Annotated in this window: 18 protein-coding genes; 10 read left to right on the forward strand and 8 right to left on the reverse strand. The window is 62.8% G+C overall.

The features are described from left to right. The first annotated feature begins 91 nt into the window (after nucleotides 1–91). The 7 genes from ACZ3J7_RS26965 to ACZ3J7_RS26995 all read left to right on the forward strand — a co-directional run bounded on the left by ACZ3J7_RS26965 (nucleotide 92) and on the right by ACZ3J7_RS26995 (nucleotide 6359). Nucleotides 92–994, forward strand: coding sequence for an Lrp/AsnC family transcriptional regulator (locus tag ACZ3J7_RS26965; protein ID WP_095972349.1), 903 nt, complete (start codon nucleotides 92–94; stop codon nucleotides 992–994). 78 nt (nucleotides 995–1072) lie between these two features. Then, entirely contained in the window at nucleotides 1073–1729 is a 657-nt protein-coding gene (locus ACZ3J7_RS26970; protein ID WP_298781807.1) for a FadR/GntR family transcriptional regulator, read from the forward strand. Then, nucleotides 1726–2529: a class I SAM-dependent methyltransferase gene (locus ACZ3J7_RS26975; RefSeq protein WP_298781804.1), complete on the forward strand. Its 804-nt coding sequence runs from the start codon at nucleotides 1726–1728 to the stop codon at nucleotides 2527–2529. The genes ACZ3J7_RS26970 and ACZ3J7_RS26975 overlap by 4 nt, the downstream gene beginning before the upstream one ends. Before the next feature lie 56 nt (nucleotides 2530–2585). Continuing rightward, a complete protein-coding gene (locus ACZ3J7_RS26980) occupies nucleotides 2586–3137 on the forward strand; it encodes an acyl-CoA thioesterase (RefSeq protein ID WP_095972346.1) in 552 nt (183 codons plus the stop codon). Between the two features lie 46 nt (nucleotides 3138–3183). Next, nucleotides 3184–4464 carry an NAD(P)/FAD-dependent oxidoreductase gene (locus ACZ3J7_RS26985; protein WP_298781798.1) on the forward strand — a complete coding sequence of 427 codons (1281 nt, stop codon included), beginning with the start codon at nucleotides 3184–3186 and terminating at the stop codon, nucleotides 4462–4464. Nucleotides 4465–4533: 69 nt separating this feature from the next. Continuing rightward, nucleotides 4534–4857 (forward strand): DUF6292 family protein, encoded by a 324-nt coding sequence (locus ACZ3J7_RS26990; protein ID WP_095972344.1) that lies wholly within the window; start codon nucleotides 4534–4536, stop codon nucleotides 4855–4857. 80 nt (nucleotides 4858–4937) lie between these two features. Continuing rightward, nucleotides 4938–6359, forward strand: coding sequence for a DUF2252 domain-containing protein (locus ACZ3J7_RS26995; protein ID WP_298781794.1), 1422 nt, complete (start codon nucleotides 4938–4940; stop codon nucleotides 6357–6359). 4 nt (nucleotides 6360–6363) lie between these two features. On the opposite strand, the gene ACZ3J7_RS27000 is transcribed toward ACZ3J7_RS26995, so the two are convergent. Both ACZ3J7_RS27000 and ACZ3J7_RS27005 read right to left on the reverse strand, forming a co-directional pair. Beyond that, entirely contained in the window at nucleotides 6364–6621 is a 258-nt protein-coding gene (locus ACZ3J7_RS27000; RefSeq protein ID WP_298781791.1) for a WhiB family transcriptional regulator, read from the reverse strand. 19 nt (nucleotides 6622–6640) lie between these two features. Continuing rightward, nucleotides 6641–7135, reverse strand: coding sequence for an HNH endonuclease (locus ACZ3J7_RS27005; protein ID WP_366054718.1), 495 nt, complete (start codon nucleotides 7133–7135; stop codon nucleotides 6641–6643). A 380-nt stretch (nucleotides 7136–7515) separates the two neighbouring features. Here ACZ3J7_RS27005 and ACZ3J7_RS27010 point away from each other — a divergent pair, with 380 nt between their 5' ends. Next, nucleotides 7516–8526 carry a threonine aldolase family protein gene (locus ACZ3J7_RS27010; RefSeq protein WP_095972340.1) on the forward strand — a complete coding sequence of 337 codons (1011 nt, stop codon included), beginning with the start codon at nucleotides 7516–7518 and terminating at the stop codon, nucleotides 8524–8526. A 1-nt stretch (nucleotide 8527) separates the two neighbouring features. Here ACZ3J7_RS27010 and ACZ3J7_RS27015 read toward each other — a convergent pair whose 3' ends face one another. Then, on the reverse strand, nucleotides 8528–9382 hold the full coding sequence (locus ACZ3J7_RS27015) for an LLM class flavin-dependent oxidoreductase (protein ID WP_200313184.1): 855 nt from the start codon (nucleotides 9380–9382) through the stop codon (nucleotides 8528–8530). Beyond that, the gene (locus ACZ3J7_RS27020; protein ID WP_298781778.1) at nucleotides 9379–10242 is read right to left on the reverse strand and encodes a patatin-like phospholipase family protein; all 864 of its coding nucleotides are present in this window, start codon (nucleotides 10240–10242) and stop codon (nucleotides 9379–9381) included. The genes ACZ3J7_RS27015 and ACZ3J7_RS27020 overlap by 4 nt, the downstream gene beginning before the upstream one ends. A gap of 54 nt (nucleotides 10243–10296) precedes the next feature. Here ACZ3J7_RS27020 and dhaL point away from each other — a divergent pair, with 54 nt between their 5' ends. Both dhaL and ACZ3J7_RS27030 read left to right on the forward strand, forming a co-directional pair. Then, a complete protein-coding gene (dhaL, locus tag ACZ3J7_RS27025) occupies nucleotides 10297–11982 on the forward strand; it encodes a dihydroxyacetone kinase subunit DhaL (RefSeq protein WP_298781775.1) in 1686 nt (561 codons plus the stop codon). Nucleotides 11983–12083: 101 nt separating this feature from the next. After that, nucleotides 12084–13706, forward strand: coding sequence for a long-chain fatty acid--CoA ligase (locus ACZ3J7_RS27030; RefSeq protein WP_095972336.1), 1623 nt, complete (start codon nucleotides 12084–12086; stop codon nucleotides 13704–13706). Between the two features lie 86 nt (nucleotides 13707–13792). On the opposite strand, the gene ACZ3J7_RS27035 is transcribed toward ACZ3J7_RS27030, so the two are convergent. From ACZ3J7_RS27035 to ACZ3J7_RS27050, 4 genes are all read right to left on the reverse strand, one after another. Then, entirely contained in the window at nucleotides 13793–14419 is a 627-nt protein-coding gene (locus ACZ3J7_RS27035) for a TetR/AcrR family transcriptional regulator (protein ID WP_298781771.1), read from the reverse strand. A gap of 13 nt (nucleotides 14420–14432) precedes the next feature. Continuing rightward, nucleotides 14433–15194, reverse strand: a complete 762-nt coding sequence (locus ACZ3J7_RS27040; protein WP_095972334.1) for a 3-hydroxyacyl-CoA dehydrogenase — start codon at nucleotides 15192–15194, stop codon at nucleotides 14433–14435. A gap of 29 nt (nucleotides 15195–15223) precedes the next feature. Beyond that, the gene (locus ACZ3J7_RS27045; protein ID WP_298781767.1) at nucleotides 15224–16417 is read right to left on the reverse strand and encodes a thiolase family protein; all 1194 of its coding nucleotides are present in this window, start codon (nucleotides 16415–16417) and stop codon (nucleotides 15224–15226) included. 308 nt (nucleotides 16418–16725) lie between these two features. Further along, nucleotides 16726–17376, reverse strand: a complete 651-nt coding sequence (locus ACZ3J7_RS27050) for a hypothetical protein (RefSeq protein WP_465625531.1) — start codon at nucleotides 17374–17376, stop codon at nucleotides 16726–16728. Nucleotides 17377–17825: the final 449 nt, after the last annotated feature.

Below are 17825 nucleotides of genomic sequence, written 5' to 3' on the forward strand. Positions count from 1 at the left end.
TTTCTGCACTTATCCGCATCATTCATAGCCACATGCGACTGTTCTAATAGGAAGCTCATACAGAAAAATCTCTGGAAAAGTTGGGGCAACCATGACGGTCGATCTCGATTCCAAGCTCATTGCCGCACTTCAGCGCAACGGGCGAGCGACGTACCGCGAACTGTCCGTGGCGGTCGACGCACCACGAGCGGCGGTGTCCACCAGAGTGCAGGCGCTACTCGACTCGGGAACGGTGTCCGTAGTGGCCGTCGCACACCCCGAACTTCTCGGACTGAAGGCGCTTGCGCACGTCTCGATCGCAGTGTCCGGACCGATGACTCCGGTGCTGGACGCGTTGATCGAATCCGAGGCCGCCGTCTACATCTCGGCAGTCAGCGGGCAGTACAACGTGATTGCGGAACTTCGGGTGCCCAGTCACGACGATCTGTACCGTGCCATCGCCGAACTCCGCTCACAACGTGGCGTTCGATCGGTGAGCACGCTGGTCTACGTCGACGTCATCAAGGGAATCTTCATGCCCGAGAGCGCTTTACAAGCCGATATCCGACTCGACTCGACGGATGTCGCGTTGATCGAACTACTCGAACGCAACGGGCGCATGCCGTTTCTCGAACTGGCCGAACACACCGGACTGTCACCGAGTGCCGTACGCAACCGGGTCAATCACCTGATCGCGAGCACGGCACTGCGCGTCGGCGCCGTCGTCAAGCGGCGAGGCGGTGGCCGGACGTTGGCGATGGGTATCGGCGTCAATCTGGGCTCACGGGACGACAACGCGGTATCGGAGATAGAATCCCTGCCCGGAATCGAATTCCTCGCCCGGACCCTGGGACGATACGACGTGATCGCGACGGTTGCTGCCAACTCCTCGAGCGACCTGCATGCGCTGTCCGAACGAATCCGCGGGATCGACGGCGTCAGCGGCTTGGAATCCTGGGCTCATCTCGAGGTGTTCAAGGAGCACTACGCCCGCAGCCTGGACGTACGCGGGTAACGTCCAAGTCATTGACCCACTTGGTCGGACGCGCTAACCTCGGTCAAGTCATTGACCCACTTACCTGAGGTGGCACACATGTCCGATTCCGGGCGCAAGGTAGACATCGTCGCTGCGGCGATCGAGGAGGCGATATCGACCGGTCGATGGCCCGTCGGATCAAAACTCCCGCCGGAGACCGCACTGGTCGAGGAATTGGGAGTTGCCCGGAACACCATGCGCGAAGCGGTACGGGCTCTTGCACACGCCGGAGTTCTGTCCGTCCGTCACGGTGGCGGCGTGTACGTCATGGCGGCGTCGCCGGTCGAAGGACTACTCGGGCGCCGACTCGCCAGAAGCGACGTTCTCGACGTACTGAGCTTGCGACGAGGACTCGAGGTCGAAGCCGCGCGCCTCGCAGCGCAGCACCGCACCCCCGAAGATCTCGCGCGGATACACGCCACCTGGAACGCCCACCCCGGACACGTCGGCGGCTTCACTGTCGAAGCCGGCATGGCCCTGCACCTTTCGATCGTCGAGGCGTCCCACAATTCCGCACTGATCGACGTCTACCGGGGAGTCCTTGCCGCCGTCACGGATTCACTGTCCACCGTGAGTATCGGTCCGGGATTCCACGTCGACGAGCACCGCGCCTTGATCGCAGCCATCGAGGAAGGCAACCCCGACGAGGCGGCGCGTGCGGCCGGCGCAGCGCTCGACACGGTCATCGACACAATTGAGAGGAGCTTGTCGTGAATCGGGGAAAATGGAACGGTGCAACGTATTCCCCTCTTGCCGAACAACTCTCACCGGCGTCGATGGAGGCACTGCGCGCGATCGGACACGTCAGCACGGTGTACGACGTCTGCGCCGGAACCGGGAACTTTGCGCTGCCGGCGGCCCGGTCCGGCATCACAGTCCACGCACTCGATCTCTCCGCCAGCCAGCTCGAGGTCGCGCGCGAACGCTGGATTCCCCACCCCGGCACCACCGAACCCACCTTCACGGTCGGCGATGCACAGTCTTTGCCATGGCCGGATTCGAGCGCCGACGCCTGTGTCAGCATCTTCGGGATCATCTTCTGTCCCGATCCCGCGATCGCCCTCTCGGAAATGGTGCGGGTGACCCGGCCGGGCGGAAGCATCTGTGTCGCAACGTGGTCGAAGAACGGGTGGGCAGCAGCACTCCGCAGGGAGGCCGCCTCTGCGTGGAATGGCATCACACCACTACCGACGACATGGTCGAACTCGAGCGAATTCGAGAAGGCGGCAGCGGGATTGGTATCGGTGCGTTCGACCTCTCACGTGCTCGAATGGCACCTCCCTGCCGGATCGGACCCCGTCGAGGAACTGTGCGACCAGGCACCGGCGTTGAAGGACTTTCGCGAGACCGTTCGACGCGCAGGGAATTGGGCTTCGATGTCAGCGCACCTCCGCTCGACGCTCGCGCCCTATCTCAGGTCGAGCGCGGCCAGCCCCGTCGCCACCAGCGAATACATCCTCCACGTGGGCACTGTCCCGAACGCTGATACCGCACCATTCCGAACGCGCGGGTAACCAGCTTTGCCGGATACGGTCTCCTCACCGTCCAACGACCCGAAGAGGCCCGCTCGATGTCTGAATCGACCTCCCTGCCCGAATCGACGCAAGCATCGAAGCGAGCGTCGAAACACACCCTGTCCATGACCGTCCTCATGACGCCGGACATGTCCAACTTCTCGGGCAACGTTCACGGCGGAACGATTCTGAAATTTCTCGACCAGGTTGCCTATGCGTGCGCGAGTCGATACGCCCAGACGTACGTCGTGACCCTGTCGGTGGATCGTGTGGTCTTCCGTGAACCGGTGCACGTCGGAGAACTCGTCACGTTCAGCGCCTCCGTCAATTACACCGGTCGCACGTCGATGGAAATCGGAATACGCGTCGAAACCGAAGACATTCTTCTCGGAAAATCTCGACACACCAATAGTTGCTACTTCACGATGGTCGCAATGGGAAGCGACGGAAAACCGGCTGAGGTCCCCCAACTCCGGCCGACCGAAACAATCGCGAGGCAGCGATTCGAGGCCGGGCGTCGGCGTCGTGAACTGCGCAGAGAGAACGAGCTTCGTGAACAGTCCATTCGCGCCGCAGTTCGGGACTTAACGCCCGAACACGATGACTAAATCCGGTCATATTTAAGTTATAACCTTATGCATTAAACTTGTCGGCGTGACTTCGAAGGCACGGGCAAAATATGACGTCGTGATTGTCGGCGCGAGCATCGCTGGATGCGCGGCCGCAATCATGTACGCGCAACAAGGTCTGCGGATAGCGCTTCTCGACGCTCGCTCCGACGTCCGGGCGCACAAGGTCCTGTGCACTCACCACCTACAACCGTGCGGTGCCCCGATCCTGCAACGACTGGGCGCCACGGAAAAACTGCTCGCCCTGGGAATGGTGGAAACCGTTCCGAAGTTCTGGACCCCATGGGGATGGATCACCCCTGACACCGCAGACGACTCGTCGCCACCTGGGTTCAACGTCCGAAGGGAAACGCTCGATCCCCTCCTGCGCCAACTCGCGAACGACTACCCGAACGTCGACCTTCTTCTCGGACATCGTGTTTCCGGGTTGCTGACCGAGAACGGCGCTACTGCAGGCGTCTACGGAACCGCACAGGGTTCGGCCTTCACTGTGGAAGCACGATTGACCGTCGGCGCAGACGGCAAGGATTCGACCGTCGCACGATCCGCGCGTTGCGACTCCGTGACTGCATCCAACGGACGTTTCAGCTACTTCGCCCAACTCTCCGGACTCGAACGACCCGACGGAGAATCTTCGCTGTCGTGGTTCATGGATCCCGACGTCGCCTATCTGCTCCCCAACGACGGCGGAATCAGCGTGCTGGTCGTCTTCCCCGCCCTCGACAAGCTCGGCTCGTTCACCGGCGACCTGTCTACCGCTTTCCTCGAATACGCCAACGCACTACCCGGCGCTCCACTGATTCGCCGCGAGCACATCGTCGGGAAGATCGTTGGTACCAAGCACTTCTCCACAACTCTCACGGAACCGGTAGGTAACGGGTTCGCACTCATCGGCGACGCCGCGGCAACCAACGACCCGTTGTGGGGCATCGGATGCTCGTGGGCACTCGAGACCGCACAGATGCTGGTCGACGCCACCGCGCACATGCTGACGGAGACGACGGCGCACACACTCGACTCACATCGGAACGTGAACGCTGCCTTGACCGAATACCGCAGTGCCAGAGCGAGTATGACGAGCCATATCGACTACATGAGCGGGTACGCCGGTGGGCGAAAGTTCACCGCGATCGAACGTCTGCTGATCTCCGCGGCCACCCATGACAAAGACGAAGCTCGAAGGTTCTACTTGTTCGGTTCCCGGTTGATACCGGCCGAGCAGTATCTCTCGGCTCGCTCGGTGGCGCGGGCAGCACAAAAACATCTCAGGCACCGTCTGCGTCGTAGATCTGTGGCCGGGACGTAATCTGCCAAGCGTTTTTTCGGCGCCGGCAACGGGGAACCCTCCGATCGCAACCGAGCCGGAGGAGCGACCATGCGTGCACACATCGCCATTCCGAATGAATCGACTTGTCACAGGTACGTAGTCGCGGTCGCCAGCTCCACCTTCGCCGAATCGGTCATCTGGTGCGACGGCCCCGCGTTCGACGCAGTACTCGTTCTGGGCAGCGAGATTCCGCAGCACAGTGGCCACCGAGCCGTACTTGCCTGGAACCACTACTTCGGGTGGGCGCTCGGCGTGGAAACCACACCGGATGCGTCGTTCGCCGTTGTCGAATGCCTCGGTATCGGGAGAATGCCGGATCCGGAACTGTGCGCCGACCGCGCTGTCGAGTTGATTGCCCAGGCGGGTAGTTAAGGAACTCGTCGCGCGGCGCACAATCCGGCGGGCATAAGATCGAGCGCGAGTTTCGCACGCCCGACGAAAGAGAGCCCGACATGGACCCGCTGAGCAGGCCTGCCGGTCAGTTGGCTCTCGAGAACGAACCGGACAGCAGGGCGACGCTGCGGGCGCGTCAGACGCCTCGCAGTGAGCGTCGCAAGATCGGGAAAGGTCTGCGTAAGCGAGTAGCGCGCTCGTCGCTCGGTGACTGGACGCCCCCACCCGACCGACGTGACCCGGTCGATCAGGTCAACACGGCACACGAGGGAAGACTCGACTGGTTGGTTCCGATTCGGGTGGGACGCATGGTCGCTTCACCGTACGGATTTCTGCGCGGTACTGCCGGATTGATGGCCGAGGACATGGCGCAGCTCCCGTCCACCGGCATCACACCCGTCATCTGTGGGGATGCGCACGTCGGAAACTTCGGGTTCTACGGATCCCCGGAACGCGAACTTGTCATAGACCTCAACGATTTCGACGAAGCACATCCCGGCCCCTGGGAATGGGATCTGCGAAGGCTGGCCGCGAGTATCTGGGTGGCCGGGCGGCAGAACGGTCTCACCGAAGCTCAATGCGAAACAGCAACAACCTCGTGTGTGTCCGCGTATCGCCTCCACCTGGCAAAGCTGTCCGAACGTCCACTGTTCGATCGCTCCTTCGACCGGGTCGATCTCGACGGACTCACCGACCACGTCACTGATCCCGGATTGCTGGCGGAGATCCGACGCGCCGCGGAGCGCGCACGACGACGGACGAGCGATCACGCAGTGCCACGGTTCACCATCGAGGATCACGGGCGACGCCAGCTACTCGAGAACCCGCCGCTCACAACACGACTCACGCCGCAGGACACCGACTTCCTCCTGGAAGGCCTGGACGAGTATCTCGAAACCCTTGCACCGCACTGGCGCCGAGTGGTCTCGGGATACAACGTCATCGACGTCGCGCACCGGGTCGTCGGAGTCGGAAGCGTCGCTCTGCGTGCCTATGTCGCACTGTGCGAAGGGAGCATCCCGGACGACGTCATCTTCTTACAGCTCAAACAGGCACGCCGATCCGTGGTTGCGCCCTTCGTGCACGGCGACTCCGCCTGGCACGATCACCAAGGACGACGCGTCGCGGAATACCAGCAGGCTCTCCAGACGGTCAGCGATCCACTGCTCGGTTGGTGCACCGTCGACGACCGCCAGTACTACGTCCGTCAGTTCCGGAACATGAAAGGTTCTGTGGACCTGAACAATATCGACGCAGCAGCGCTGACCGACTACGTCGCGATCTGTGGTCGTCTGTTGGCGAAAGGGCACGCCCGAACCAGTGGTGCGTCACTGATTTCCGGTTACCTGGGAAGCTCGGACGCGGTCGATACCGCCCTCACCCGGTTCGCTCGGCTCTATGCCGATCAGACCGAACGTGACCACGACGCTCTGTGTCGGGCGGTATCGGCCGGCACGATCGCCGCGGAGCCCGGAATCTGATCTCTCACGCCGCGACGATCCTGCCCTGCTCGAATTTCACTCCACCCCAGATTCCGGTCTGACCAGTGACAGAGGCGAATTCACGACACGAAGTCACGATCGGGCATCTGTTGCACACGTCGGTCGCGTAGTCGTATCCCTCGGACGGGAAGGGAAACCAACGGTCCGGCTCGGGGTCACCTCGGCATTCCGCCTGCCACCAGACCCGTCCGTCCGAGATCGGCAGAAGCTCAGCCAGATTCGAGATTTCGTCAGTGCTCATTCCTTACTCCCTTCGACCGTCACATCCGACTCAGTTCACGCCAGATCTTCTGCTGCACCTTCTCGATGCGTCGAGGTGCCTTCGGTTCCCACAGCAGCCGCATACCGGCCTCAGCCGGTGTGCGGTCCGCTTTGCGCTGATTGCAGGAATTGCAGCAGGCCACCAGATTTCCCCACGTGTTCGGCCCGTTGCGGCTTCGCGGCTGGACGTGGTCGATGGTCGTTGCCCGGTCGGCGCAGTACGCACATTGACGACCGTCCCGGTCGAAGATGCCGGCGAACGTCGCCCTGCTGGAATCGGTGACCGTGACCCGGTGGGCGACATACACGTACTCGGCGAGCAGGATTGTGCGCGGCAGTGGGATCTCGACGTGCTTGGAGCGCACCGGAAATATCGGAATCACGTCTTCGGTGGACTGCGCGGAACCGGTGGCGATGAGGACCACCGCACGATCGGCGCTCACTTCACCGAGGTACTCGTACGTGGCGTTGAGTACACGGACGGGTCGGTTCATCCAGCTGTGAGAAGCGCCGGTAGATGCGCGGTTCGGGTTCCGCATCGGAAGTCTCAGTTCATGTCGAGGAGTGGAACTCCTGGACACGAAGACTGGTCAGGAGCAAGTGCGATAACTGGGGAACGGCATATATCCAGCGCCACTCTGTTCCCCGAATGCGGGACGGGAAATGCCGCGGGGTGAGTGCCCGCGCAGGTGCAACGCTTGCTTCCAGTCGCGCATGCCTGTCCCCTTCCACTTCTTGTTCGCTTCACCGGCGAATGCCGGCGCCCATCATCACACGGGAGATGCCCTTCGCGGTATCGATTTATCAGGTCGGAACAGTCGTCCTGAAAACATCGCGGTTTGACGCCGGATCGCGCAACTTGATCGAATGAGCCATGACTTCGTCGTACATCGACCTACGTTCGGACACCGTCACCAAGCCTGATGCGGAAATGCGCAAGGCCATGGCCGACGCCGAGGTCGGTGACGACGTCCTCGACCACGACCCCACCATGGCGGCGCTCGAGGAAGAAGTGGCGCACACTCTGGGGTTTCCGGCGGCGCTGTGGGTGCCGAGCGGATCGATGGGCAACTTGATCGCGCTGATGTTGCACCTTCGCCGCGGCGATCAGTTCCTGGCACCGGAACACTCTCACGTCTTGGGTTCCGAGTTGGGCACCGCCGCCTGGCTCGCCCAGGGAATGCCGGTGGCGCTGCCGCACGACGGCGGACCGGGACGTCCCAGCCCGGAGACGGTCGTGAAGGCGGCAGGCTCCCCCGGCCCGTACTTCACGTTGAACACCACGCTGCTCTGCCTGGAAAACACGCACAACTTCGCCGGTGGCGCCGTCATGAATCCAACCGAATGGACGACGCTGGTCGACGCGGCGCGATCACGCGACTTGAAGGTTCACCTCGACGGCGCCCGTCTCTGGAATGCCGCTGCTGCACTGGACGTTTCGCCTACCGAGTTGACTTCCGGCGCCGATACCGTCCAGGTGTGCCTGAGCAAGGGACTCGGTGCGCCCGTCGGCTCGATACTGGCCGCATCACCCGAATTGATCACCGAAGCCCGAAGGATCCGCAAGATGCTCGGCGGCGGCGTTCGCCAGGGTGGCGTGCTGGCCGCGGCCGGCATAGTCGCGCTTCGCTCACAAGCTCGATTGTCGGACGATCACGACAATGCGCAGCGCCTCGCGTCGGGCCTTCGTGAGCGCGGCTGGGCTGTCGACGAACCCGCCACCAACATCGTTCTCGCTGCCACAGCCGATCCGTCGGCCACCGTCGCTCAGCTGGCCGCTGTCGACGTCGGCGCGGTCACCGTTGCCGGGAAGGTTCGGTTCGTGACACATCGAGACGTGAGCACTGCCGACATCGACGCCGTTCTGTCCCGAATAGCCTCCTGAACTACGCCAGAAACGGTTGAACCTCCTGCGCGACAAGGCGAATGAACTCTCGGACGTCCGGCTCGTCAACGGTCGGTTGGAGTACCACGGTGGTCGCACCCGCGTCCGCCCATCGCTGCGCTGCTGCCGCAACGTCGGCCGCAGTGCCCACGGCAATCGCTTCCTCCGGCGACTCGCACCCGGACCCCAAGGCTTCGGCAAGGGCGCGCTCACGACCGCCAGAACCAAACGCACAGATGACGTAAACGACCACCTCGTGATCCTGCGTTCCGATGTGAGCGATCGCTCGGCGCACGCCGTCCGGGGTCGTCCCTCCCGAGAGCACGGTGCCCTGAGCCAACTCGCCACTGAGCGCCAAAGTCTTTGGCCCCGTGGCACCGACGAGCAACTGCGGCACCTTCTCCGGGGGCCACGCCAGCTCGACGTCCGTGAGATTGACGTATCGACCGGAAACCGTCACCGACTCACCGCGCAGTAGCCGCTCGACTGCTCCGAACTGCTCCCGGAGGAGGGTCAACGGCGATTCGGCCTTGGCGCCGATCTGCCGCATCCAACTCTGCACGCCGTGACCGAAGCCGACCCGCAGTCGATCCGGATGAGCTCTGGCCAGCGCCGAAACCTCCATCGCCGTGATCGCAGTGTTGCGCATCGGGGTCGGCAGCACACCGATCGCCACTCCCAGACGTTCGGTTGAAGCCAATACAGTTGCAGCAGTGGCAATTCCTCCGCCGAAGAAGCAGTCCTCCCACAGCCAGACCTCCTCGATACCCACTTCGTCGGCATACCTCGCATGCCGAACCAGATCCTCCGGGGACTGCTCCGGGCGCACGACGACGGCGATCCGTGGGGCGCTCATGCCGTCACCAGAAACGCGGCGATCTCGTCGGCTGTTCGACGGCCCTGTTCGCGGCCGAGTTCAGCTGCCGGACGTCTGGTTGTCGGCGAGAGGGAGTTGGTTCCGATCGCTTCGACGACGGCGTCGTCGGCGAAGATCGGCAGCACGCGCTTGGGCGCCATCGCATCGATTTCCTCTCGTAGACTGCCGCCCAGAAGATTCGGGGCGGGGTCGGCTGCAGGTGAAAGAACCACGACCACATCGCAGTCGGCAGCCAACTGAACATTCGAGCCACTTGCCATTCCGCCGTCCATGTACCGCTCGCCGTCGATCGTGACTACCGGCCACACCCCGGGGACGGCGCAACTCGCTCCGACTGCGTCGACCAGGTCTACGCCGTCGGCATTGCCGAACACCCTCAACTCACCGGTCCGTGTGTTGATCGCCGGGATGCGCAACTCGCGATCGGGCCACACGCGATTGCGCAGCCTCGCCTCGATGACCGCACGACGCACGGCGGGTTCGACGGTGTCGGCGTCCGTCGCCGCCTCGCCGAGCGCACGGAGTTGCTCGGCCCGGTCCTGCGATCCTGCAATCGCGTCGACGAACATCTGGCCGAGAATCTCGACATCGACCTTCGGGTCGAGCTCCCCGGTCGCCTCCGCTGTTTGAGCGTCGAAAAGTTCCTGCAGTGTTGCACCGCCCGCAATCTGAGCGCTCACCGTGGAGCCTGCTGATGTGCCGATCAACACGTCCGCCGTCAGCAACGCTGCGGCAGCGTCCGGAGATTTTTCCTGAACGCCCAACAGAAAACCTGTTTCCCAGGCAATTCCTGCTACGCCGCCACCGGCAAGTACCAACCCCAATTTCACGCCGTCCACCTCTCGTCGATCGTGATCCGTGCCCGAAGTCGACGTTAGACCTACTCTGAAGTGATGTTCATGCGCAGCGCAAAGACATTTGTTCCCGACGCACTCCGCGGGTTGATCGCATCCACCGACGACATCGCGTGGAATCCCGACCCGGGATACCTCACTCGCGCGACACCACTTCCCCGCGGACGTGTCGCACTCGTCTCCGGTGGCGGTTCCGGTCACGAACCCATGCACGCCGGATTCATCGGCGAAGGAATGCTCACGGCCGTCTGCCCCGGTTTGGTCTTCAGTTCACCCAATGCACTTCAGATCCACGAGGGATCCAAGGCTGCCGATGCGGGCGGCGGCGTTCTGCACATCGTGAAGAACTACACCGGCGACGTGATGAACTTCGGCATCGCGCGAGAGTTGCTACGCGAGGACAAGATCGACACAGACGTCGTGCTGGTGGACGACGACGTCGCGACGGAACGCGCGGACGGCAGCGGCCCGGGGCGACGCGGTACTGCGGCAACCATCGTGGTGGAGAAGGTCTGCGGCGCTTCCGCCGCCCGCGGCGACGACCTGGCCGAGGTGACCCGGATCGGACAACACGTCGCGCACTCCGCACGAAGCATGGCCGTCGCTCTGCGCCCGTGTACTTTGCCGGGGGCTGACGAGCCGTCCTTCGACCTACCGGACGGCCAGATGGAACTCGGTATCGGAATCCACGGCGAACGCGGCACAGAACGCGTGGACGCCCTGCCCGCACCGGAATTGGTGCAGCGGCTTACGGACCCGATCATCAAGTCCCTGAGTCTCGCCGAAGGTGATCGCGTCATCGCCGTCGTCAACGGTCTCGGTGCAACCCACCCGCTGGAGTTGCAAATACTGTTCGCCGAACTCGGAGAATATCTGGACGAACAGGGAATTCACATCGAGCGGACATTGATCGGAACGTTCGTCACTGCATTGAACATGGCCGGGGCGTCCATCACCCTTGTTCGCACAGACAAAGAAATCCTCGAATTATGGGACGCACCAACAAAAGCGCCCGCCTGGCCGAATGCTATGGCGCGTGAGTACACCGGTGTCGGCAAGCGCGAATCATTCGGTCCCACATTCACACCCGACACCTCACGCACGGCCGAAAGCAGCTTCGTCGGCAGCTGGATTGCGGACTGGGCCGAAAAGGTACTGGAGCAGGAGCCGGCACTGACCGATCTCGACCGACGAGCGGGCGACGGCGATTTCGGAACCAACATGGTGGCCGCACTGGATCAGCTCGACATCTCGGCGATCCGTGACACATATTCCACCGCAACGATATTCGATGCAGTCTCACAGGCGTACCTCGGCCATGCCGGTGGTACGTCCGGCGCGTTGTTCGGCATCTGGTTCCGGCATTTCTTCCGCGTCGCCGCAGACTCGGCGGACTCCGAACTCGACCTCGGTGCGATCGCGGCTGCAGCGCGGGCGGGGCTCGACAACATCACCTCGCTCGGCGGCGCACGCGTCGGCGACAAGACGATGGTCGACGCGATAGTTCCGGCGGTCGAGTCGTTGGAACAATCCGTGACCGCAGAAGCGGATCGGGACACTGCTCTGGCGAGCGCAGCGGACGCGGCAGCGGCCGGGGCTGAGTCGACCGAAACCATGCTCGCGAACCGCGGACGTGCAAGTTATGTGGGCGAAGCCGCTCGCGGAGTGGTCGATCCGGGGGCGCTACTCATAGCGTGGTTCTTCGCCAGTGCAGTGGGTCACTAGCGAGCACTTCGGAGCTGTGACTAATCTGGCAGCCACAGCACATCGTTTGTGACGGCCCGTGGGCAAAAGCACCGGTCTCACTCACCACACAGGAGCAGCCCATGCTGAGCACCATGCAAGACGCCCCCCTCTCCATTGCTCAACTTCTGCGCCACGGCGCCTCCGTTCACGGCGCCTCCGAAGTTGTCACGTGGACCGAGTCAGGCCCGCGCCGTGTGTCCTACGCTGACGTCGGCAAGCGCTGCGCACAGCTCGCACACGCACTGCGCGGACTCGGGGTCGAGGGTGACGAGCGAGTCGCCACGTTCATGTGGAACAACTCCGAGCACCTCGAGGCGTACCTGGCGATCCCCTCGATGGGCGCCGTGCTCCACACGCTGAACATTCGCCTGTTCCCGGAGCAGTTGATCCACGTCGCCAATCACGCCGAGGACCGCGTGATCATCGTCGATCCGTCTCTGATTCCGCTTCTCTCCCCGCAGCTTCCGTCACTGACGACCGTCAAGCACATCATCGTCACCGGCTCCTCCACTGCAGGGCTCGAAGCTCCCGAGGGCGTGCAGGTTCACACCTACGAGGGCTTGATCGCCGATCAGCCCACCGAGTTCGACTGGCCAGAGGTCGACGAACTCAGCGCTGCCGCAATGTGTTACACGTCCGGTACCACGGGCGACCCCAAGGGCGTCGTTTACTCCCACCGTTCGATCTACCTGCACTCCATGCAGGTCTGCATGAGCGACGGCCCCAACCTCGCACAGGGCGATCGTGCACTCGCCGTGGTACCTCAGTTCCACGCCATGTCGTGGGGACTCCCCTACGCCGCATTCATGATCGGTGCTTCGCTGATCATGCCCGACCGCTTCCTCCAGCCTGCCCCGTTGGCAGCGATCATCGCCAGCGAGAAGCCGACGTTCGCCGCAGCCGTACCCACCATCTGGCAGGGGCTGCACCTCTACCTCGAGCAGAACCCGCAGGACATCTCCTCGATGCGCGAGGTTCTGATCGGCGGGTCCGCGGTACCGCCGGCCCTCATGCACGCATTCGAAGCCGATCACAACGTCTCGGTCCTGCACGCCTGGGGCATGACCGAAACCTCCCCGCTCGGATCCGTTGCCCGCCCGCCGGCCGGTGTCACCGGCGACGCGATGTGGAAGTACCGCTACTCACAGGGCCGCTTCCCGGCATCGGTCCAGGCACGTCTCATCGACGACGACGGTAAAGTTGTTGCACACGACGGTGTTTCCGTCGGCGAACTCGAAGTGCGCGGACCCTGGATCACCGGGTCGTACTACGGCGTCGATGCGGAAGACAAGTTCAACGACGGCTGGCTCAAGACCGGCGACGTCGGATCCATCACGGCCGACGGCTTCCTGAGCTTGTCCGACCGCTCCAAGGACATCATCAAGTCCGGCGGCGAATGGATCTCATCGGTCGACCTCGAGAACGCCGTGATGGGTCACCCCGACGTCACCGAAGCTGCCGTCATCGGCGTGCCGGACGAGAAGTGGGACGAGCGCCCGTTGGTCGCGGTTGTTCTTCGCGCCGGTTCCGAGACCACGATGTCCGAACTGCAGCAGTACCTTTCGGACAAGGTCGCCAAGTGGCAGCTCCCCGAGAACTGGGCTGTGGTTCAGGAAGTCCCGAAGACGAGCGTCGGCAAGTTCGACAAGAAGCGCTTGAGGGCCGACTACCACGAGGGCGGACTCGAAGTCACGCGACTCTGACCCGGAGTGGATTCTGAGGTACGAATACCGAAGGTGGGCAACAGGTTTTCGACCTGTTGCCCACCTTCGTTCAGGTCGAGACACTTTTACGGACGATACCCGACCGTGTGAAATGCGATGTCGACGTACTTCTGTGCCAATTGGGACGGTGACATCGGGCCACCGGTCTGAAACCAACGCGGTAGGGACTGGGCCATGCCGAGTATGGCCCGGACAGTCTCTTCGGTGTCGGTGACCGAGAAATCTCCAGATGCCACACCGTCGTCGACGATCCTGCGCATGAGCAACTCGAGCCGCTTACGACTGGCGGCGTATCGGCTTCGACTTTCCGGTGAGACATGCCGGATCTCGGTGTCCAACGCAGCATGCCGCGATCGGTGGGTCATGTAGAGAACAATCGCCTCCACCACCAGGGCGAAGCGTCGTACCGGGTTTTCGCCGGCTTCCGCCTCTGCCGCTTCGGTTCTGGTATTCAGCTCACTCATCGAGATCTCGAACAGAGCGACGAGGACTGCCTCTTTGTTCGCGTGGTGATAGTAGAGCGCGGGAACGGTTACCCCGACACGATTGGCGATCTGCCGCACCGTCGTGCCGTGGTAACCGTTCTCGTCGAACAGCTCGAGCGAAGCCGTCAGGATGTCGGTCATCACCAGCGGCGGGAAGGACCTCCAGTCCACGGCCACCGAATTCACCGACTCCACCTCGCCAGTCATGTATTGGCCGAAATTACCGCGGTGCCATACGGATTGCACCGTCGAGGCGAATCGTCTCACCGTTGAGCATCGGATTGGAGACGATGTGCGCGGCGAGCGCGCCGTACTCGCTGGGATCGCCCAGACGAGAGGGGTGGGGCACCTGCTGCCCCAGCGATGCCTGGGCGGCTTCAGGCAGTCCTGCCAGCAACGGGGTCTTGAACAGGCCGGGAGCGATGGTGTTGACGCGGATCAGCAGCGACGCGAGGTCACGGGCGATGGGGAGCGTCATACCGACGACGCCACCCTTCGATGCGGAGTACGCAGCCTGTCCGATCTGACCGTCGTACGCTGCGACCGAGGCGGTGTTGATGATGACGCCGCGTTCGCCGTCGATGGGTTCGGTCTTCGAAATACGTTCCGCAGCAAGACGAAGGACGTTGAAGGTGCCGATCAGGTTGACGTCGACGACCTTCTTGAACGCGTCGAGCGGGAAGGCGCCCTTCTTGCTGACCGTCTTGACTGCGTTGCCGATTCCCGCGCAGTTGACTGCCACGCGCAGGGGCCCGAGTGACTCGGCCACGTCGAGTGCAGCGGTGACCGCGGCCTCGTCGGTGACGTCTGCCGCCGCGAAGCGGACTCGGTCACCGAGTTCCTTGGCGATGGCTTCACCGTTCGACGACGGAAGGTCGATGATGACGACGCTGGCGCCGTCGGCAAGAAGAGCTTTGGTGGTGGCCAGGCCGAGGCCGGATGCTCCACCGGTGACGACGGCGACGCTGTCGTTGACGATCATGAGAGTTCCCTTTCGAAAGGTTATGTGTTTCAGATGCGTTCGATGATGGTGGCGTTGGCCATGCCGGCGCCCTCGCACATGGTCTGCAGTCCGTAGCGTCCGCCGGTGGCCTCGAGATGGTTGACCATCGTGGTCAGCAGACGAGTACCCGAGGACCCCAGGGCGTGTCCGAGGGCAATGGCGCCGCCCCACGGATTGAGCTTTGCCGGGTCGGCGCCGAACTCGTGAGCCCAGGCGAGCGGCACCGGGGCAAATGCCTCGTTGACCTCGTAGGTATCGATGTCGTCGATGCTCAGACCGGCGCGAGCGAGCACCTTGTGGGTGGCCGGGATGGGCGCGGTGAGCATGAAGATCGGGTCGTCGCCCGCGACGGAGAAGGAGTGGAAGCGTGCTCGCGGGGTCAGCCCCAGCTTCGACGCCATTTCTTCGCTCATGATCAGTGCCGCGGATGCGCCGTCGGTGAGCGGCGACGAGTTGCCGGGAGTGATCGACCATTGCGCATCGGGGAAGCGCTGCGCGTACTTCTCCGAGTAGAACGACGGCTTCAAGCCGGCGAGGCCCTCGGCGGTGGTGGACGCGCGAACCGTCTCGTCGACGGTGTGCGAGACGGTCTCACCGGCGGCGTTGGTCACCGAGATCGGCAGGATTTCCTTGTCGAAGCGTCCCTTCGCCGCTGCCTCCGCTGCCCGCTGGTGAGACTGCGCGGCGAATGCGTCGAGAGCCTCGCGGTCGAACTTCCACTTCGCGGTGATCAACTCCGCGGAGATGCCCTGATTGACCAGGCCTTCGGGGTACCGAGCCGCGATGCCCGGACCGGACGCGTCCTTCCCCATCGTCGTGGTGCCCATCGGGACACGACTCATCGATTCGACGCCCGCCGCGATCACGATGTCGTAGGCTCCGGCGATCACGCCTTGCGCCGCAAAGTGCGCAGCTTGCTGACTTGATCCGCACTGGCGATCGATCGTGGTGGCGGGTACCGACTCGGGGAACCCTGCCGAGAGGACCGCGCTGCGGGTGATGTTGAGCGCCTGCTCACCGGCCTGGCCGACGCAACCGCCGATCACGTCGTCCACCAGGGCGGGGTCGAGGCCGTTTCGGGAAGTGATGGAACGCAGAACGTGGGCCATCAGTTCGACAGGGTGCGTCCCGGACAGTGCTCCGCCCGGCTTCCCCTTGCCGGACGCGATCCGGACTACATCGACGATCACTGCCTTGGTCATCTTCGTTCCCTTCGAGGACGTGCATTGCTGGGGCGGTCCGGCACCCGAGTTTCGTGGCGCCGGGCACCGGACCGAGATCGAGGGAGCACCCTGACTTAGCGCTCGCTAAACAACTACCATCCTGCCAACACGCCCGTCAAGGGAAACCACAGCCACGAGGTCACGAAACGGCAATAAAGTCACGAAATGAAGAAGTCGCCCCACACCCGGACAGGCGTGGGGCGACTTCTCACCGAGCATTACGACGCTTCATGTTCAGCGCACGCTGGGGGTCACATCGACTCGGTGTGCGGTACCAGCGCCGCCAATCACGGGTGCAGGTTGGCCGCTCCGCCGTTCGGCGTCAGAACGGAACCGATATTCGAGTCGGTCCGCGGAGTGACATCCGTTGCCAAGCACATCGTCGGGGCGTACTGAGTTCCGAACAGTGTCGCCTTCGACAGGAACGTCATGTAGTTCTTCGGGTTTGCGTACTTCCCGGCATCACCGTCGGTGTTGATGTAAACCGCCGGGTTGGAGGAAGTCGTGACAACTTGGACCGAAGGCAGCGTGAAGGCGGCGCCGGCAAGCGCGGTCAAACCCGCATCAGAGGTATTCGAGCCGCCCGGACTCGCACCCGCAATCGTTGTTCCGACTCCCCCGTTGAGGGAAAGGTAGGATCCTGCAGCGTCCGCGGCACCACTTGCGTTCACTCGAGTGACCACCGGAGTGCCACTGAATCCACTACCCGTCCCGGAGACGATGGACGCCGACGTGAAGGTCACCGGATCGATCTTGAATACGAGGTTCAATCGATTCAAGTTGACAACCGTGGCACCACCGCCACTGGTCGGAACAGTCTGCGCCCCTGGCTGAATCGTGTAGGTGCCCGGCGTCGACGACGAGTGCGCAACCGACATGGAATGAGCCTGAAGCGGCTGATGAACATTGCCCGCAATGGATGAATTGGGGTCACCCATGCAAGCATTGTTGTAATTCGTCGTCACGTTATGGGCGGACGCCGGCACCGTTGCCGCAAACACCAATCCAAATGCTGCCGCAGAGATCGCAGCAGTAGTTCCGGCACGCCGAGCGAGAGATACAGTCATTTTGAACCTTTTCTTTCGTTGAGAAACGATTGACGTTCAACAAGATGAAATGTCGCAATCGATTTCGAATCGCGACATCATCGCAAAGAAAATCTCCTCCTCCCTGCACGTTGTCAGAACGAAAACTCGGATACAGCGCCATGCCGGGGAGACACATCCCGAAGGCAAGACAAATTCGAATACCGTTGCAGGACAGCCTGAGAGCAGATTTCAGCTCTGCAAAGTCCACACATGGCCGGCGGTAGACATCGATATAGGGGTAAGCCTTCGCAGCAATGCAGAAGAATCGCATCCTGCGTCCAGTGCCGGCGAGAAGAGTT

This window comes from Kitasatospora sp. NPDC015121, assembly GCF_055562955.1.

Excerpts from the sequence above, each read along its gene's own strand:
- ACZ3J7_RS26990 (WP_095972344.1), top strand. The coding sequence starts at position 4,534 with ATGCGTGCACACATCGCCATTCCGAATGAATCGACTTGTCACAGGTAC.
- ACZ3J7_RS27000 (WP_298781791.1), bottom strand. The coding sequence starts at position 6,621 with ATGAGCACTGACGAAATCTCGAATCTGGCTGAGCTTCTGCCGATCTCG.
- ACZ3J7_RS27050 (WP_465625531.1), bottom strand. The coding sequence starts at position 17,376 with ATGGGTGACCCCAATTCATCCATTGCGGGCAATGTTCATCAGCCGCTT.
- ACZ3J7_RS26980 (WP_095972346.1), top strand. The coding sequence starts at position 2,586 with ATGTCTGAATCGACCTCCCTGCCCGAATCGACGCAAGCATCGAAGCGA.
- ACZ3J7_RS27045 (WP_298781767.1), bottom strand. The coding sequence starts at position 16,417 with ATGACCAAGGCAGTGATCGTCGATGTAGTCCGGATCGCGTCCGGCAAG.
- ACZ3J7_RS27030 (WP_095972336.1), top strand. The coding sequence starts at position 12,084 with ATGCTGAGCACCATGCAAGACGCCCCCCTCTCCATTGCTCAACTTCTG.
- ACZ3J7_RS27005 (WP_366054718.1), bottom strand. The coding sequence starts at position 7,135 with ATGAACCGACCCGTCCGTGTACTCAACGCCACGTACGAGTACCTCGGT.
- ACZ3J7_RS27015 (WP_200313184.1), bottom strand. The coding sequence starts at position 9,382 with ATGAGCGCCCCACGGATCGCCGTCGTCGTGCGCCCGGAGCAGTCCCCG.
- ACZ3J7_RS26995 (WP_298781794.1), top strand. The coding sequence starts at position 4,938 with ATGGACCCGCTGAGCAGGCCTGCCGGTCAGTTGGCTCTCGAGAACGAA.
- ACZ3J7_RS27040 (WP_095972334.1), bottom strand. The coding sequence starts at position 15,194 with ATGATCGTCAACGACAGCGTCGCCGTCGTCACCGGTGGAGCATCCGGC.
- ACZ3J7_RS26970 (WP_298781807.1), top strand. The coding sequence starts at position 1,073 with ATGTCCGATTCCGGGCGCAAGGTAGACATCGTCGCTGCGGCGATCGAG.
- ACZ3J7_RS27035 (WP_298781771.1), bottom strand. The coding sequence starts at position 14,419 with ATGACTGGCGAGGTGGAGTCGGTGAATTCGGTGGCCGTGGACTGGAGG.
- ACZ3J7_RS26965 (WP_095972349.1), top strand. The coding sequence starts at position 92 with ATGACGGTCGATCTCGATTCCAAGCTCATTGCCGCACTTCAGCGCAAC.
- ACZ3J7_RS27010 (WP_095972340.1), top strand. The coding sequence starts at position 7,516 with ATGACTTCGTCGTACATCGACCTACGTTCGGACACCGTCACCAAGCCT.
- dhaL (WP_298781775.1), top strand. The coding sequence starts at position 10,297 with ATGTTCATGCGCAGCGCAAAGACATTTGTTCCCGACGCACTCCGCGGG.